This is a genomic window from Kitasatospora setae KM-6054, assembly GCF_000269985.1.
GTDB lineage: Bacteria > Actinomycetota > Actinomycetes > Streptomycetales > Streptomycetaceae > Kitasatospora > Kitasatospora setae.
Map to the genome: position 1 here is coordinate 7492484 of NC_016109.1, position 16658 is coordinate 7509141.

At 71.3% G+C, this 16658-nt stretch carries 9 protein-coding genes; 7 read left to right on the plus strand and 2 right to left on the minus strand.

Annotated elements, in window-relative coordinates; genetic code table 11:
• The first annotated feature begins 166 nt into the window (after positions 1-166).
• On the plus strand, positions 167-4468 hold the full coding sequence (locus KSE_RS32850) for a discoidin domain-containing protein (RefSeq protein ID WP_014139699.1): 4302 nt from the start codon (positions 167-169) through the stop codon (positions 4466-4468).
• 91 nt (positions 4469-4559) lie between these two features.
• On the opposite strand, the gene KSE_RS32855 is transcribed toward KSE_RS32850, so the two are convergent.
• Positions 4560-5567: a LacI family DNA-binding transcriptional regulator gene (locus KSE_RS32855; protein WP_014139700.1), complete on the minus strand. Its 1008-nt coding sequence runs from the start codon at positions 5565-5567 to the stop codon at positions 4560-4562.
• Between the two features lie 234 nt (positions 5568-5801).
• Here KSE_RS32855 and KSE_RS32860 point away from each other — a divergent pair, with 234 nt between their 5' ends.
• The 4 genes from KSE_RS32860 (at position 5802) to KSE_RS32875 (ending at position 10749) form a co-directional block, all read left to right on the plus strand.
• Positions 5802-7229: an ABC transporter substrate-binding protein gene (locus tag KSE_RS32860; protein ID WP_014139701.1), complete on the plus strand. Its 1428-nt coding sequence runs from the start codon at positions 5802-5804 to the stop codon at positions 7227-7229.
• Between the two features lie 75 nt (positions 7230-7304).
• A complete protein-coding gene (locus KSE_RS32865) occupies positions 7305-8249 on the plus strand; it encodes a carbohydrate ABC transporter permease (protein WP_014139702.1) in 945 nt (314 codons plus the stop codon).
• Positions 8250-8251: 2 nt separating this feature from the next.
• The gene (locus tag KSE_RS32870; RefSeq protein WP_033258609.1) at positions 8252-9139 is read left to right on the plus strand and encodes a carbohydrate ABC transporter permease; all 888 of its coding nucleotides are present in this window, start codon (positions 8252-8254) and stop codon (positions 9137-9139) included.
• A 35-nt stretch (positions 9140-9174) separates the two neighbouring features.
• Positions 9175-10749 carry a glycoside hydrolase family 13 protein gene (locus KSE_RS32875; protein WP_014139704.1) on the plus strand — a complete coding sequence of 525 codons (1575 nt, stop codon included), beginning with the start codon at positions 9175-9177 and terminating at the stop codon, positions 10747-10749.
• Between the two features lie 45 nt (positions 10750-10794).
• Here KSE_RS32875 and KSE_RS32880 read toward each other — a convergent pair whose 3' ends face one another.
• Positions 10795-11925, minus strand: a complete 1131-nt coding sequence (locus tag KSE_RS32880; protein ID WP_014139705.1) for a glycoside hydrolase family 18 protein — start codon at positions 11923-11925, stop codon at positions 10795-10797.
• Positions 11926-12070: 145 nt separating this feature from the next.
• Here KSE_RS32880 and metH point away from each other — a divergent pair, with 145 nt between their 5' ends.
• Positions 12071-15574 carry a methionine synthase gene (metH, locus tag KSE_RS32885; RefSeq protein WP_014139706.1) on the plus strand — a complete coding sequence of 1168 codons (3504 nt, stop codon included), beginning with the start codon at positions 12071-12073 and terminating at the stop codon, positions 15572-15574.
• A gap of 171 nt (positions 15575-15745) precedes the next feature.
• Complete coding sequence (locus tag KSE_RS32890; protein WP_014139707.1) at positions 15746-16450, plus strand: HAD family hydrolase; 705 nt, start codon at positions 15746-15748, stop codon at positions 16448-16450.
• The last annotated feature ends 208 nt before the right edge of the window (positions 16451-16658 follow it).

Below are 16658 nucleotides of genomic sequence, written 5' to 3' on the forward strand. Positions count from 1 at the left end.
GGCAGGACCGCCGAGCGGGCGGGCACTTCGGTGCCCGCCCGCTTTTCGTATGCGCACGCTCGTCCCGATCCGTTGACATGTTCGTAGCCCCGCTGTAACTCTTGGCTGCCATCACGCAAAAGATGGACAGAAGATTGTCATCTTCTCGACCTTATGAAGGGACGTCATGAGATCGAAGCGCATAACCGCGCGGCTGACGGCGTCGTCGGCCACGCTGGGAATGCTCCTGCTCGCCGGGCCCCTCCTCCCGGCGGCACAGGCGGCGGGCGGGCCGAACCTGGCCCTCGGCAAGACCGTCACCGCCTCCAGCACCAACGGCGCCTTCGCGGCCGGCAACGTCAACGACGGCAACCAGGACAGCTACTGGGAGTCCAACGGCATCGCCTCCGCGCAGTGGGTCCAGGTCGACCTGGGCTCCCCGGCGGCCATCGACACCGTGGTGCTCAAGGTGCCCTCCGCCTGGGGCGCCCGGACCGAGACGCTCAGCGTGCTCGGCTCCACCGACGGCACCACCTTCTCCACCCTCACCTCCGCGGCGAACTACACCTTCGACCCGGCCACCGGCGACAAGGCGACGATCTCCTTCGGGGCCACCACCGCCCGGTACGTCCGGGTCAGCATCACCGCCAACACCGGCTGGCAGGCCGCCCAGGTCTCCGAACTGGAGGTCTACGGCGCCACCTCCGCCTCCGCCAACCTGCTGGCCGGCCGGAGCTTCACCGCCAGCGGCACCTCGCAGAGCTACGGGCCGGGCAACGTCGGCGACGGCAACCAGGCCACCTACTGGGAGAGCGCCAACAACGCCTTCCCGCAGTGGATCCAGGGCGACCTGGGCTCCGCCGTCCCGGTCAACAAGCTGGTGCTGAAGCTGCCGGCCGGCTGGGACAAGCGCACCGAGACCCTCAAGGTCCAGGGCTCCACCGACGGCACCAACTTCACCGACCTGGTCGCCTCGACCGGCTACGTGTTCGACCCGGCGGCCGGCAACGCGGTGACCGTCAACCTGGCCACCGCCACCACCCGGTACCTGCGGCTGACCTTCACCGCCAACACCGCCTGGCCGGCCGGCCAGCTCTCCGAGTTCGAGGCGTACGGCCCGACCTCCGGCGACACCCAGGCCCCCACCGCCCCGGCCAACCTCGCCTACACCTCGCCCGCCGCCGGCCAGGTCAAGCTGACCTGGGGCGCGGCGAGCGACAACGTGGGCGTGACCGGCTACGACGTGTACGCCAACGGCGCGCTGCTCACCTCGGTCTCCGGCAGCACCCTGACCTACACCGACAGCCGCTCCGACAGCGAGACGGTGTCGTACTACGTCAAGGCGAAGGACGCGGCGGGCAACCAGTCCGCGGCCTCCAACACCGTCACCCGCACCGGCCAGTCCGGCGACACCCAGGCGCCCAGCGCGCCGAGCGGCCTGGCCTACAGCTCGCCCGCGGCCGGCCAGGTCAAGCTGACCTGGGGCGCGGCGAGCGACAACGTGGGCGTGACCGGCTACGACGTGTACGCCAACGGCGCGCTGCGCGGCAGCGTGAACGGCAGCACCCTGACGTACACCGACAGCCAGCCGGACACCGCGACGGTCTCGTACTACGTGAAGGCGAAGGACGCGGCGGGCAACGTCTCGGCCGCCTCCAACACCGTGGTGCGCACCGGCTCCGGCGGCGGCACCGGCACCAACCTGGCGGCGGGCAAGCCGATCTCGGCCTCCTCCTCGACCTTCACCTTCGTGGCGACCAACGCCAACGACAACGACACCTCCACCTACTGGGAGAGCGCGGCGGGCAGCTACCCGAGCACCCTCGCGGTGAAGCTCGGCGCGAACGCGACCACCAGCGCGGTGGTCGTCAAGCTGAACCCGGCCTCGGCGTGGGGCGCCCGCACCCAGACCATCGAGGTGGACGGCCGCGAGCAGAGCGCGAGCGGCTTCAGCACCCTCGTCCCGGCGCAGAGCTACGGCTTCGACCCGGCGAGCGGCAACACCGTCACCATCCCGGTGTCCGCGACCGTCGCCGACGTCCAGCTGAAGTTCACCACCAACTCCGGCTCCAGCGGCGGCCAGGCCGCCGAGTTCCAGGTGATCGGCGTCCCGGCCCCCAACCCGGACCTGACCGTCACCTCGGTGAGCAGCAACCCGGCCGCCCCGGTGGAGACCGACACCCCGACCCTGTCGGCCGTGGTGAAGAACTCCGGCACCAACCCCTCCGGTGCCACCTCGGTCAACTTCTACCTGGGCGCCACCAAGGTCGGCTCGGCCGCCGTCGGCGCGCTCGCGGCCGGTGCCTCCGCCACCGTCTCCGCGCAGATCCCGGCGCAGAACGCGGGCAGCTACCAGCTGACCGCGAAGGTCGACGAGGACAACAAGGTCATCGAGCAGGACGAGACCAACAACGCGTTCACCGCCGCCGGCGCCCTGACGGTCAGCCAGGTCGCCTCCTCCGACCTGGTCGCCGCCCCGTCCACCTGGTCGCCCTCCAACCCGGCCGACGGCAGCCCGGTGAACTTCACCGTGGCGGTCAAGAACCAGGGCACGGTGGCCAGCGCCGCCGGCAGCCACGGCATCACGGTCACCGTCGCGGACGCCACCACCGGCACCGTGCTGAAGACCCTGACCGGCGCGTACAGCGGCACGCTCGCCCCCGGCGCCACCAGCAGCCCGGTCTCGCTGGGCAGTTGGACCGCCGCCAACGGCCGCTACACCGTCAGGACGGTGATCGCCAACGACGCCAACGAGCTGCCGGTCAAGCAGGCCAACAACACCAGCAGCCAGTCGCTGTACGTCGGCCGCGGCGCCAACATGCCGTTCGACACCTACGAGGCCGAGGACGGCGTGCTGGCCGGCGGCGCCCAGCTGGTCGGCCCGAACCGGACCATCGGCGACCTGGCGGGCGAGGCGTCCGGCCGCAAGGCCGTCACCCTCAACTCGACCGGCGCCTCGGTGGAGTTCACCACCAAGGCGGCGACCAACACCCTGGTCACCCGGTTCTCCATCCCGGACGCGGCGGGCGGCGACGGCACCAGCGCCACCCTGAACGTCTACGTCGACGGCACCTTCCTCAAGGCGATCGACCTGACCTCCAAGTACGCCTGGCTGTACGGCTCGGAGACCAGCCCCGGCAACGGCCCGAGCGCCGGCAGCCCGCGGCACGTCTACGACGAGGCGAACGTCCTGCTGGGCACCACCGTCCCGGCCGGGCACAAGATCAAGCTGCAGAAGGACTCGGCGAACACCTCGCAGTACGCGATCGACTTCGTCAGCCTGGAGCAGGCCACCCAGCTCCCGAACCCGGACCCGGCGAAGTACGTCGTCCCGACCGGCTTCGCGCACCAGGACGTGCAGGCCGCCCTGGACAAGGTCCGGATGGACACCACCGGCACCCTGGTCGGCGTCTACCTGCCGGCCGGCGACTACCAGACCGCGAGCAAGTTCCAGGTCTACGGCAAGCCGGTGAAGGTGATCGGCGCCGGCCCGTGGTTCACCCGGTTCTACGCCCCGACCAGCCAGTCCAACACCGACGTCGGCTTCCGGGCCGAGGCCACTGCCAACGGCTCGACCTTCAGCGGGTTCGCCTACTTCGGCAACTACACCTCGCGGATCGACGGCCCCGGCAAGGTGTTCGACTTCTCCAACGTCGCGAACATCACGATCGACAACATCTGGACCGAGCACATGGTCTGCATGTACTGGGGTGCCAACACGGACTTCATGACGATCACCAACTCGCGGATCCGGGACACCTTCGCCGACGGCATCAACATGACCAACGGCTCCACCGACAACCTGGTCTCCAACAACGAGGCCCGGGCCACCGGCGACGACTCCTTCGCGCTGTTCTCCGCGATCGACGCGGGCGGCGCGGACGAGAAGAACAACGTCTTCCAGAACCTCACCTCGATCCTGACCTGGCGCGCGGCGGGCGTGGCGGTGTACGGCGGCTACGCCAACACCTTCCGCAACATCTACATCGCGGACACCCTCTGCTACTCGGGCATCACCATCTCCTCGCTGGACTTCGGCTACCCGATGAACGGCTTCGGGGCCTCGCCCACCACCGACCTGCAGAACATCTCGCTCGTGCGGGCCGGCGGCCACTTCTGGGGCGGGCAGACCTTCCCCGGCATCTGGGTGTTCTCCGCCTCCAAGGTGTTCCAGGGCATCCGGGTGAGCGACGTGGACATCGTCGACCCGACCTACAGCGGCATCATGTTCCAGACCAACTACTCGGGCGGCCAGCCGCAGAACCCGATCACCGACACCGTCTTCACCAACGTGTCGATCAGCGGCGCGCAGAAGAGCGGTGACGCCTACGACGCCAAGTCCGGGTTCGGCGTCTGGGCCAACGAGATGCCGGAGGCGGGCCAGGGCCCGGCGGTCGGCAGCGTCACCTTCAACCACCTGACGCTCAGCAACAACTACAAGGACATCCAGAACACCACCTCGACGCTGAAGATCACCGTCAACCCGTAACACCCCCGCACCGAGAGGGCGGGCGCCCCGGGCGCCCGCCCTCTTCGCCGTGCCCAGCCGTGCCCAGCCGCGCCCCGCCGCCCCCGGCGGCTCAGCGCCGCGGGGCCGGCCCGGTGGACGCCCGGACGACCAGCTCCGGTTCGAACAGCAGCTCGCCGGGGGCGGTCGGGGCGCCGTCGATCCGGCCGACCAGCAGCGAGACCGCGGCCCGTCCGATCGCCTCGATCGGCTGCCGGACGGTGGTCAGCGGCGGCCGGGTGCAGTTGATGAACAGCGAGTCGTCGAAGCCGATCACCGACAGGTCGCCCGGCACGTCCAGCCCGGCCCGCCGGGCGGCCCGGACGACCCCCAGGGCGAGCGGGTCGCTGGCGCAGATGACGCCGGTCACCCCGTGCTCCAGCAGCCGCCCGGCGGCCGCCTGGCCGCCCTCCAGGCCGAACATGGTGTGCGCGACCCAGCCGGGGTGCGGCTCGCGCCCGCGCAGCGCGTACTGCTCGGTGAAGGACGCCAGCTTGCGGCGGGACGGCACGTGGTCCTCCGGCCCGGCGAGCAGCCCGATCCGCTCGTGCCCGAGCGCGGCCAGGTGCGCGAACGCCTGCGCCACCGCGACCGCGTCGTCGGTGGAGACCTGCGGGAAGCCCAGCTCCTCCACCGAGGCGTTCAGCAGCACCACCGGGACGCCGCGCTCGCGCAACTGGGCGAAGTGCTCGTGCGAGGCGTCCGCCTGGGCGCAGTGCCCGCCGGCGAAGACCACCCCGGAGACCTGCTGGTCGAGCAGCATGCCGACGTGGCTGGCCTCGCCCAGGCCCGCGGTGCGGGTGCACAGCAGCGGGGTGAAGCCGCCCTGGGCGAGCGCGCCGCCGACCACCTCGGCCAGCGCCGGGAAGATCGGGTTCTGCAGCTCGGGCAGCACCAGGCCGATCAGCCGGGCGCGCTCGCCGCGCAGCCGGGACGGCCGTTCGTAGCCCAGCACGTCCAGCGCGGTGAGGACGGCGGTCCGGGTGGCGCTGCCGACGCCCGGTCTGCCGTTCAGGACCCGGCTGACCGTGGCCTCACTGACTCCGACGTGCTTCGCGACCACGGAAAGCTTGCTCTTCATGCGCAAAAGTAGAGCAGAGTCACGCAAGAATCTGCAAGGATGCCCGCAAGGCCGGTGAGGCCCCTGGTAACCCGGCGGGGCCAGGTTTAACGGCGCCGAGTCACCGTCGATGCGCAGTCGTAACTTTTCACTTTCTCGTCAACCTCTTGCGTGACGTGGTTCAAGGATCTACGTTCCTCACACGTCGGCTTTCGACCGGCCTCTCCCGAAACCTCTCCCACCCATGGGGTACGCATGAAGCTGAACAGATCGAGCAGGATGGCCGCCCTCGCCCTGGCCGCGGGTGTGCTGCTGAGCACCGCCGCCTGCAGCAGCGACTCCTCCACCGGCAGCGGCGACGCCGCCGCCGGCGTCGCGGACGGCAAGCCGCTCGACCCGAACGCGACCGTCACCATCTCCATCGACTGCGCCCCGGGTGCCGACCAGGCGGCGGGCAAGGCCAACTACGCCGACGACCTGGCACTGTTCAAGACCAAGTACCCGAACGTCACCATCAACGCGAAGCCGTACGTCGGCCAGTGCGAGGTGCCGGCCCAGCAGACCGCGCAGTACAAGGCGCACGACGAGACCGGCGCCTTCCACGCGTACTTCACCGACCGCGACGCCACCCTCAACTCCGGCGACGCGCAGGACATCACCAAGTACGTCAACGACGAGACGCTGCCCGGCTTCTCCTCCATGCTGCCGTCCGTCAAGGAGAACATGACGGTCGACGGCAAGGTCTACGCGCTGCCGATCAACTACTACACCACCGGCCTGATCTACAACCGCGACCTCTTCAAGCAGGCCGGCCTCGACCCCGACAAGCCGCCGACCACCTGGGACGAGGTGCAGGCCGCCGCCAAGAAGATCGCCGCGCTCGGCAACGGCGTCAGCGGCTACGAGGACTACTCCGGCGGCAACACCGGCGGCTGGCACTTCACCTCCGAGCTCTACAGCCTCGGCGGCAAGATGGTCAGCGAGGACGGCAAGAAGGCCGCCTTCAACTCCGCCGAGGGCAAGCAGGTCCTCAAGCGCCTGCACGACATGCGCTTCACCGACCAGAGCATCAGCGCCACCCCGGTCACCCAGTGGGCCGACGCCTTCCCGCCGCTGGCCACCGGCAAGGTCGGCATGTTCCTGGGCGCCCCCGACGTCGTCAAGCACCTGATCGAGGTGCTCGGCGCCGACGCCAAGGCGTACGGCATCGGCCCGATGCCCGGCGCCACCGGCCCCGGCAACAGCCTCGGCGGCGGCGACCTGTACTACATCAAGAAGGGCCAGACCCCGAACCAGATCAAGGCCGAGATCGCCTGGATCAACTTCCAGTACCAGACCCCGGACGCCGGCCAGTTCAACTTCGCCCGCTCCAAGACGCTGGCCGGCAGCAGCAAGGACCCGGTCGCGATCGCCGTCCCGCAGCCGTACTTCTGGTCCGCCGAGTCGCCGCAGATCAAGGCCATCACCGAGTCGCTGAAGACCAACGGCAACCTGCCGCTGTCCAACTACGACCCGTACGTCAAGAACCCCACCAAGTCGATCACCGAGCCGCCGGCCGCCCAGCAGCTCTACAAGATCCTCGACACCGCGATGTCGGCCGCCCTGACCGACCCCAACGCGAACCTCGACAGCGTGCTCGCCACCGCCGAGACCCAGGCCAACCAGATCCTGGCCAACCAGTGACCCGCGCCGCCGGCCGGACCGCGCCCACCCCGCGGTCCGGCCGGCGGCCGGTCCCCTGACGAGGAGTCACCACCCATGACCACCACACTGACCCGCGGGCGGCCCGGAACCGACCCGGCCCGCACCCCCGACCGGAGCCGCGGCGGCGCCCTGCGCCGCGCCCTCGCCCGGAACCTGCGCGCCCACGCCTTCCTGATCGGCGCGCTGCTCTGCTTCGCGCTGTTCACCTGGTACCCGATGGTCCGTGAGATCGTCATGTCCTTCCAGAAGGTCCGCTACGGCGAGACCCACTGGGTCGGACTCGACAACTTCCGGCAGATCTTCGCCGACCCCGAGTTCTGGCCCGCCTGGCGGCACACCCTCGAGTACACCGGCATCGCCCTGGTCTTCGGCTTCGTCGCCCCGTTCGTCACCGCCATCGTCATCAACGAGTTCCGGCACGCCCAGAGCTACCTGCGGATCCTGGTCTACCTGCCCGTGATGCTGCCCCCGGTCGCGGGCATCCTGCTGTTCAAGTACTTCATGGACCCCGGCTACGGCCTGTTCAACCAGATCCTGGAGTTCCTGCACCTGCCCACCTCGTCCTGGCTCGCCTCCCAGGACACCGCGATGTTCTCCCTGGTCATCGTCTCCACCTGGGCCAACATGGGCAGCGCCACCCTGGTCTACCTGGCCGCCCTGCAGAGCATCCCCGGCGAGCTCTACGAGGCCGCCGAACTCGACGGCGCCGGCCTGCTCCGCCGGATCTGGCACGTCACCGTGCCGCAGACCCGGCTGATCCTCTCCCTGATGCTGATGCTGCAGGTGGTCGCCACCATGCAGATGTTCACCGAGTCCTTCGTCCTCACCGGCGGCGGACCCCAGGGATCGACCACCACCGTCGTCTACATGCTCTACAACTACGCGTTCAACTTCGACAAGTTCAACACCGCGGCCGCACTGGGCGTCGTCCTGCTGCTGGTACTCGGCGCCTTCTCCGCCCTCTACCTGTGGCTGGATCGCCGGGGCGGGGAGGAGTGACGATGAGCAAGCCCGTCCACAGCGGAACCCGCACCCTGATCTCCCCGGTCCGGCTCAACCAGCCGGCCGGCCGGCGGATCTACCGGGCCGTCCTGGCCCTCACCCTGGCCGTCGCGACCCTCGTCTTCATCGGCCCGCTCTACTGGATGGCCACCGGCGGCTTCAAGTCCTCCCGGGAACTGATCCAGACCCCGCCCACGCTCGTCCCCGAGCACCCCAGCACGCACGCCTTCACCGAGGCGTGGAACCGGCTCGACATGGGCCAGCTGCTGCTCAACACCGTCGTCTACGCGGGCGGCGCGCTGCTCCTCCAGCTGACCTTCTGCGTCGCCGCCGCGTACTCGCTCTCCAAGCTGCGCCCGATCTTCGGCAACGTCATCCTCGGCATGATGCTGGCCTCGATGATGATCCCGGCCGCCGCCCTGGTCATCCCGCAGTACCTGACGGTGCTCGACCTGCCGCTGATCCACGTCAACCTGATGAACACCCCCTGGGTGATCTGGCTGCCCACCGTCGCCAACGCGTTCAACGTCTTCCTGCTCAAGCGGTTCTTCGACTCGATCCCGAACGAGCTGCTCGACGCCGCCGCCATCGACGGCGCCGGCCCGCTGCGCACGCTCCGGTCGGTGATCCTGCCGCTGTCCCGGCCGATCCTCGGCGTGGTCTCGATCTTCGGCCTGGTCGCGGTCTGGAAGGACTTCCTCTGGCCGCTGATCACCGTCCCCGAGCACGAGACCCTCAACGTCGGCGTCAACACCGCGGCCACCTCGATGCCGCAGAACACCCTGATCGCCGGCCTGTTCCTGGCCTCGATCCCGACCATCGCCCTGTTCCTGGTCTTCCAGCGCAACATCATGGCCGGCCTCACCGCGGGCAGCCTCAAGGGCTGAGCCCGCCCTCCCCCTTCTGAAAGGAAACCCGGACCGTGTCAGAGCAGTGGTGGCGGAACGCGGCGATCTACCAGGTGTACCCGCGCAGTTTCGCCGACGCCAACGGCGACGGCATCGGGGACCTCGCCGGAGTGCGCGCAAGACTCTCCTACCTCGCCGAACTCGGCGTCGACGCCGTGTGGTTCAACCCCTGGTACCCCTCCCCGATGGCCGACGGCGGCTACGACGTCGCCGACTACCGGGACGTCGACCCGCTGTTCGGCACCCTCCAGGACGCCGAGAAACTGATCGCCGAGGCCGCCGGGCACGGCATCCGCACCGTCGTCGACGTCGTGCCCAACCACGTCTCCGACCGGCACCCGTGGTTCCGGGCCGCCCTCGCCGCCGCCCCCGGCAGCCCCGAACGTGAGCTGTTCCACTTCCGCGAGGGCCGCGGCGCACACGGCGAACTCCCGCCCAACAACTGGAAGTCCGAGTTCGGCGGCTGCCCCTGGACCCGGGTCGAGGACGGCCAGTGGTACCTCCACCTGTTCGCCGCCGCCCAGCCCGACCTCAACTGGGACCACCCGCTGGTCCGTCGCGAGCACGAGGAGATCCTCCGCTTCTGGTTCGACCGCGGCGCCGCCGGCGTCCGGATCGACTCGGCCGGCCTGCTCGCCAAGGACCCCGCCCTCCCCGACCTGGTCGACGGCGCCGACCCGCACCCCTACCTCGACCGCGACGACCTGCACGACATCTACCGCTCCTGGCGGGCCATCGCCGACTCCTACGAGCACCCGCGGGTCCTGATCGGCGAGATCTGGGTCCCCGACACCGAGCGCTTCGCCCGCTACCTGCGCCCGGACGAGATGCACACCGCGTTCAACTTCGACTTCCTGGCCCGCCCCTGGGACGCCGCCCAGCTGCGCGCCTCGATCGACGCCACCCTCGCCGCGCACGCCCCCGTCGGCGCCCCCGCCACCTGGGTGCTCTGCAACCACGACGTCACCCGCACCGTCACCCGCTACGGCCGCGCCGACACCCGCTTCGACTTCTCCGCCAAGACCTTCGGCACCCCCACCGACCTCGCCCTCGGCCTGCGCCGGGCCCGCGCCGCCGCCCTGCTCACGCTGGCCCTGCCCGGCTCGCTCTACCTCTACCAGGGCGAGGAGCTCGGCCTCCCCGAGGTCGAGGACCTGCCGCTGGACCGCCTCCAGGACCCGATGCACTTCCGCTCCGGCGGCACCGACCCCGGCCGCGACGGCTGCCGCGTCCCGCTGCCCTGGTCCGGCCAGGAGCAGCCCTTCGGCTTCTCCCCGGACGGCGCCAAGGAGCCCTGGCTCCCGCAGCCCGCCGACTGGTCGCACCTCACCGTCGCCGCCCAGTCCGCCGACCCGGAGTCCATCCTCGCCCTCTACCGCACCGGCATCCGGCTCCGCCGCGAACTGCGCGGCGAGTTCGGCTGGCTCCCCGACGCCCCCGACGGCGTGCTCGCCTTCCGCCGCGGCGACACCCGCTGCCTGGTCAACCTCTCCGCCCCGCCGCTCCCGCTCGACGGCGAGGTCCTGCTCGCCTCCGGCCCCCTCACCGACGGCCTGCTCCCCGCCGACACCGCCGTCTGGCTCCGGTAGGGCCGCCGGGACCGCGCCGCCGCACGGGCCGGCGCGGTCCCGCCGTCAGTTGCACCAGCCGTCCCGGTACGCCGCCCAGTGGTCCGGCGTGGCCGCGAAGTCGACGTACAGCGCGAGCCCGAAGTTCCGCCGCCCGCCCGGCCCGAGGCCCAGCCGGGCGCCGCGGACCGCCGCCCGGACGGTCTCGGCGTCGCCCCGGTGCGCGGAGGTGTCGGCCCAGTAGGCGGGCAGGCCCATCAACAGGTCGACGCCGGCCGGGGTGTTGGCCAGCGCCAGCTCGGTCTGCCGGGCGACGTAGCCGCCGTACAGCGCCTCGACCGGCATCGCGGTGTCGTACGACATCACCGCGACCTGGTCGACCCGGCGGGCCGCGGCCGCGAAGTACCCGGCGGACCAGTACTTGCCGTGGTCGCTGAGCGCGAAGGTCACCCGGCCGAGCCCGGGGACGGGGTCGATCTGCGGGGCGGCGACCGACAGCGGCACCGCGCGGGCGGCGGTCAGCGCGTGCACCTGGTCGAGCAGCGCCAGGAAGCCGGGCGAGCCGGAGTGCACCGGCTCCAGGTCGAGGTGGACGCCGTCGAAGCCCAGGTCGAGGACCTGCCGCGCGGAGGCGGTGACCCGGTCGCGGACGTCGGCCCGGTCCAGGTGCAGGCCGTCCTTCTCCGGCGCGACCACGTCGCCCAGCCAGGACTGGATCCGCACCCCGGGCATCGCGGCCCGCGCCCGGGCCACGAAGTCCGCCGCGCCCGGCGCCAGCCCCGGGTCGAGCGAGCCGTCGTGCTCCAGCGGCCCGGTGTGCACGTACAGGTCGTGGATGCCGGTGCCGCGCACCCGCTGCGCCAGCGCGGTCAGTTCGGCGGGGGAGCGCCGCCCGTCCACCCAGGCGTGGCCGAGCCAGAGCGCGTCCTTGCCGCGGGTGCGGGCGTCGACCGCCGGATCGCCCGCGTACTCCCAGCGCAGCGCGGCGGCCGCGCCGACCACCGGCAGGACCAGCAGCGCCGCCACCGCGGCGAGCGCGGTCAGGACGCGCCGGCGCCGGCTCCACCGGGGCCGCTCGCGCCGCCGGCGCCACGCCCGGCCGGGCAGCGTCCGCAGTGACCGCAGCGTCCGCGATCCGGACGCGCGGAGCGCGCCCGTGACCTTCCGCCAACTACGCCGTTCCCCCGAAGTGGGCATGATCGTGCTCCCTTCCGGTGGACAAGGACGCCCACGATGCGAAACGGGTTCCCTCCGACCCCCGGGGGACCGATACCCTGGCGGGGTGCGCCCCCGTACGGGTGGGCCGCATAGCCGACAGCCGTCGCAACCAGGGAGTCGCCCCATGGCCACCGTTGTCCCCCCGTCCGCCCAGCAAGTCCGTGCCGACGCCCTGCGCGAGGCCCTCGCCACCCGGGTGGTGGTGGCGGACGGGGCGATGGGCACGATGCTGCAGGCGCAGGACCCGTCGATGGAGGACTTCCAGCAGCTCGAGGGCTGTAACGAGGTCCTGAACGTGACCCGCCCCGACATCGTCCGCTCGGTCCACGAGGCGTACTTCGGGGTCGGCGTGGACTGCGTGGAGACCAACACCTTCGGCGCCAACCACTGGGCGCTGGGGGAGTACGAGATCTCCGAGCGGATCTTCGAGCTGTCCGAGGCCGGTGCCCGGATCGCCCGCGAGGTGGCCGACGAGTTCACCGCCGGGGACGGCCGGACCCGCTGGGTGCTGGGCTCGATGGGCCCGGGGACGAAGCTGCCGACGCTCGGCCACACCACCTTCGAGGTGGTCCGCGAGGGCTTCCGGCAGAACGCGGCGGGCCTGATCGCGGGCGGCGTCGACGCGCTGCTGATCGAGACCAGCCAGGACCTGCTGCAGACCAAGGCGTCGGTGCTGGGCTGCAAGGCCGCGCTGGCCGAGGCCGGGGTGGAGCTGCCGATCCTGGCCCAGATCACCGTCGAGACCACCGGCACCATGCTGCTGGGCTCCGAGACCGGCGCGGCGCTGACCGCCCTGGAGCCGCTCGGCATCGACTTCATCGGCCTGAACTGCGCCACCGGCCCCGAGCAGTACAGCGAGCACCTGCGCTACCTGGCGAAGAACGCGCGGATCGGCCTCTCCGCGATGCCGAACGCCGGCCTGCCGATCCTCACCAAGGACGGCTCGCACTACCCGCTCAGCCCGGTCGAACTCGCCGACGCCCAGGAGTCGTTCGTCCGCGACTACGGCCTGGCGCTGGTCGGCGGCTGCTGCGGCACCACCCCCGAGCACCTGCGCCACCTGGTGGAGCGGGTCCAGGGCCGCCCGCTGACCCCGCGCGACCCGCGGCCTGAGGCGTCGGCCGCCTCCCTCTACCAGTCGGTGCCGTTCCGGCAGGACACCTCCTACCTGGCGATCGGCGAGCGGACCAACGCCAACGGGTCGAAGAAGTTCCGCGAGTCGATGATCGCGGGCGACTGGCAGGCGTGCGTGGAGATCGCCCGCGAGCAGATCCGCGAGGGCGCGCACCTGCTCGACCTGTGCGTCGACTACGTCGGCCGGGACGGCGTCGCGGACATGCGGGAGATCGCCGGCCGGCTCGCCACCGCCTCCACCCTGCCGATCGTGCTGGACTCCACCGAGCCGCCGGTGCTGAAGGCGGGCCTGGAGATGCTGGGCGGCCGGGCGGTGCTGAACTCGGTCAACTACGAGGACGGCGACGGCCCGGACACCCGGTTCGGGAAGATCGCCTCCCTGGCCCGCGAGCACGGCGCCGGCCTGATCGCGCTGACCATCGACGAGCAGGGCCAGGCCCGCACCGCCGAGCACAAGGTCGCCATCGCCGAGCGGCTGATCGAGCAGCTCGGCCGCGAGTACGGCATCGAGGAGAGCTCGATCCTGGTCGACTGCCTGGCCTTCACGCTGGCCACCGGGCAGGAGGAGTCCCGCCGCGACGGCATCGAGACGATCGAGGCGATCCGCGAGCTCAAGCGCCGCCACCCGAACGTGCAGACCACGCTGGGCCTGTCGAACATCTCCTTCGGCCTCAACCCGGCCGCCCGCCAGGTCGTCAACTCGGTGTTCCTGCACGAGTGCGTCGAGGCGGGCCTGGACTCGGCGATCGTGCACGCCGCCAAGATCCTCCCGATGAACCGGATCCCCGAGGACCGCCGCCAGACCGCCCTCGACCTGGTCTACGACCGCCGCTCCGAGGGCTACGACCCGCTCCAGAAGCTCCTCCAGCTCTTCGAGGGCGTCTCCGCCGCCTCCTCCGCCGCCTCCCGCGCCGAGGAGCTCGCCGCCCTCCCGCTGGAGGAGCGCCTCCAGCGCCGCATCATCGACGGCGAGCGCAACGGCCTGGAGGCCGACCTGGACGCGGCCCTGCTGGAGCGCCCGGCGCTGGAGATCATCAACGGCACGCTGCTGTCCGGCATGAAGACGGTCGGCGAACTGTTCGGCTCCGGCGAGATGCAGCTGCCGTTCGTGCTGCAGTCCGCCGAGGTGATGAAGGCCGCGGTGGCCCACCTCGAGCCGCACATGGAGAAGTCCGACAGCGCGGGCAAGGGCACCATCGTGCTGGCCACCGTCAAGGGCGACGTCCACGACATCGGCAAGAACCTGGTCGACATCATCCTGTCCAACAACGGCTACAACGTCGTCAACATCGGCATCAAGCAGCCGGTCTCGGCGATCCTGGAGGCCGCCCAGGAGCACCAGGCCGACGTCATCGGCATGTCCGGCCTGCTGGTCAAGTCCACCGTGATCATGAAGGAGAACCTGGAGGAGCTCAACCAGCGCGGCCTGGCCGCCGACTTCCCGGTGATCCTCGGCGGCGCCGCCCTGACCCGCGCCTACGTCGAGCAGGACCTGCACGAGATCTACCAGGGCGAGGTCCGCTACGCCCGGGACGCCTTCGAGGGCCTGCGCCTGATGGACGCCCTGATCGGCGTCAAGCGCGGCGTCCCCGGCGCCGCCCTGCCCGAGCTGCGCAAGCGCCGGCACGCCCGGGTCGAGGTCGAGGAGCCGGAGGAGGTCAACCTCGGCCAGATCCGCTCCGACGTGGCCGTCGACAACCGCGTCCCGACCCCGCCGTTCTGGGGCGACCGGATCATCAAGGGCGTCCCGTTCCAGGACTACGCGTCCTGGCTGGACGAGGACGCCCTGTTCAAGGGCCAGTGGGGCCTCAAGGGCGGCCGCTCCGGCGGCCCCTCGTACGAGGAGCTGGTGGAGACCGAGGGCCGGCCCCGGCTGCGCGGCTGGCTGGACCGGCTGCAGACCGAGGGCTGGCTGGAGCCCGCCGTGGTCTACGGCTACTACCCGGCCAACTCCAAGGGCGACGACCTGATCCTCTACCGCGAGGACGGCTCCGAGCTGACCCGGTTCACCTTCCCCCGCCAGCGCCGCGGCCGCCGCCTCTGCCTGGCCGACTTCTTCCGCCCGGAGGAGTCCGGCGAGCGCGACGTGGTCGGCCTCCAGGTGGTCACCATGGGCAACCGGATCTCCGAGGCCGCCAACGAGCTGTTCGCCACCGACTCCTACCGCGACTACCTCGAACTGCACGGCCTGTCCGTCCAGTTGGCCGAGGCGCTGGCCGAGTTCTGGCACGCCCGGGTCCGCTACGAGCTCGGCTTCGGCGACGAGGACCCGCAGGACGTCCGCGACATGTTCGCCCTCAAGTACCGCGGCGCCCGCTTCTCGCTCGGCTACGGCGCCTGCCCCAACCTGGAGGACCGGGCCAAGATCGCCGAGCTGCTGAAGCCCGAACGGGTCGGCGTCGTCCTCTCCGAGGAGTACCAGCTGCACCCGGAGCAGTCCACCGACGCCATCGTGCTGCACCACCCCGAGGCCAAGTACTTCAACGCCCGGTAGGTCTTCAACCGGAGACCATCCGTTCGCCGCGCGCCCGCCCGGTGCAATCCCACCGGGCGGGCGTACTCTTGATGATCCTGAAACGGGCCGGTCCGCAGACCAGCGGGCCGGCCCGTGCCATCCCCGGGCGCCCCCCGCGCGCCCGCACGCCCACCCGGAAGGACGGCGCGCATGACGACGGTCTCGACCCCGGTCCACATCGACGGCGACGGCGAGGACGGCGGCCTGCACGCCGTCCTGCTCGACATGGACGGCACCCTGGTCGACACCGAGGACTTCTGGTGGCAGGCCGAGGTCGAGCTGTTCGCCGAACTCGGCCACCGGCTCACCGCCGAGGACCGCACCCACGTGGTCGGCGGCCCGATGACCCGGGTCATCGACTACCTGATCGGCCGCACCGGCGTCACCCTCACCCCCGCCGAACTGACCGTGCTGATCAACCAGCGCTTCGTCGAGCGGCTGGCCGGCGGCGTCCCGCTGATGCCCGGCGCCGAACGGCTGCTCAACACGCTGGCCGCGCACGGCGTCCCGGCCGCCCTGGTGTCCGCCTCGCACCGGCACATCATCGACATCGTGCTGCGCAGCCTGGGCGCCCGGCACTTCGCCTTCACGGTGGCCGGCGACGAGGTGCCGCGCACCAAGCCGCACCCCGACCCCTACCTGGCGGCGGCCGCCCGGCTCGGCGCCGCCCCGGCCCGCTGCGTGGTCGTCGAGGACACCCCGACCGGCGTCGCCGCCGCCGAGGCGGCCGGCTGCCCGGTCGTCGCCGTCCCCTCCATCGCCGCGATCGAACCCGCCCCCGGCCGCCTGGTGCTGCCCTCGCTCGAACACGTCGACCTCGCCCTGCTGCGCTCCCTGGCCGCCGCCCGGGTGTGAGCTTGGTCTCTTCCGCGCGCTTTCCCGGTTCCGTTCCGCTTCCGGTGCTATGCGGAACGTGTCCGGCGCCGCGGCCGAAAACGGGCATTGGCTGACAACTCGTCGGCTGCCGGGACAAGATCGTCCGAACCCCGTGCGACCGCCCTCCGGACCCTCGGTGACCGCCCGGAGGCGATGTGGCACGCTAAGGCGCGTTCAGTCCCGTGCC

Coding starts and splice junctions, on each gene's coding strand:
- KSE_RS32865 (WP_014139702.1), top strand. CDS start 7,305: ATGACCACCACACTGACCCGCGGGCGGCCCGGAACCGACCCGGCCCGC.
- KSE_RS32860 (WP_014139701.1), top strand. CDS start 5,802: ATGAAGCTGAACAGATCGAGCAGGATGGCCGCCCTCGCCCTGGCCGCG.
- metH (WP_014139706.1), top strand. CDS start 12,071: ATGGCCACCGTTGTCCCCCCGTCCGCCCAGCAAGTCCGTGCCGACGCC.
- KSE_RS32870 (WP_033258609.1), top strand. CDS start 8,252: ATGAGCAAGCCCGTCCACAGCGGAACCCGCACCCTGATCTCCCCGGTC.
- KSE_RS32880 (WP_014139705.1), bottom strand. CDS start 11,925: ATGCCCACTTCGGGGGAACGGCGTAGTTGGCGGAAGGTCACGGGCGCG.
- KSE_RS32850 (WP_014139699.1), top strand. CDS start 167: ATGAGATCGAAGCGCATAACCGCGCGGCTGACGGCGTCGTCGGCCACG.
- KSE_RS32890 (WP_014139707.1), top strand. CDS start 15,746: ATGACGACGGTCTCGACCCCGGTCCACATCGACGGCGACGGCGAGGAC.
- KSE_RS32855 (WP_014139700.1), bottom strand. CDS start 5,567: ATGAAGAGCAAGCTTTCCGTGGTCGCGAAGCACGTCGGAGTCAGTGAG.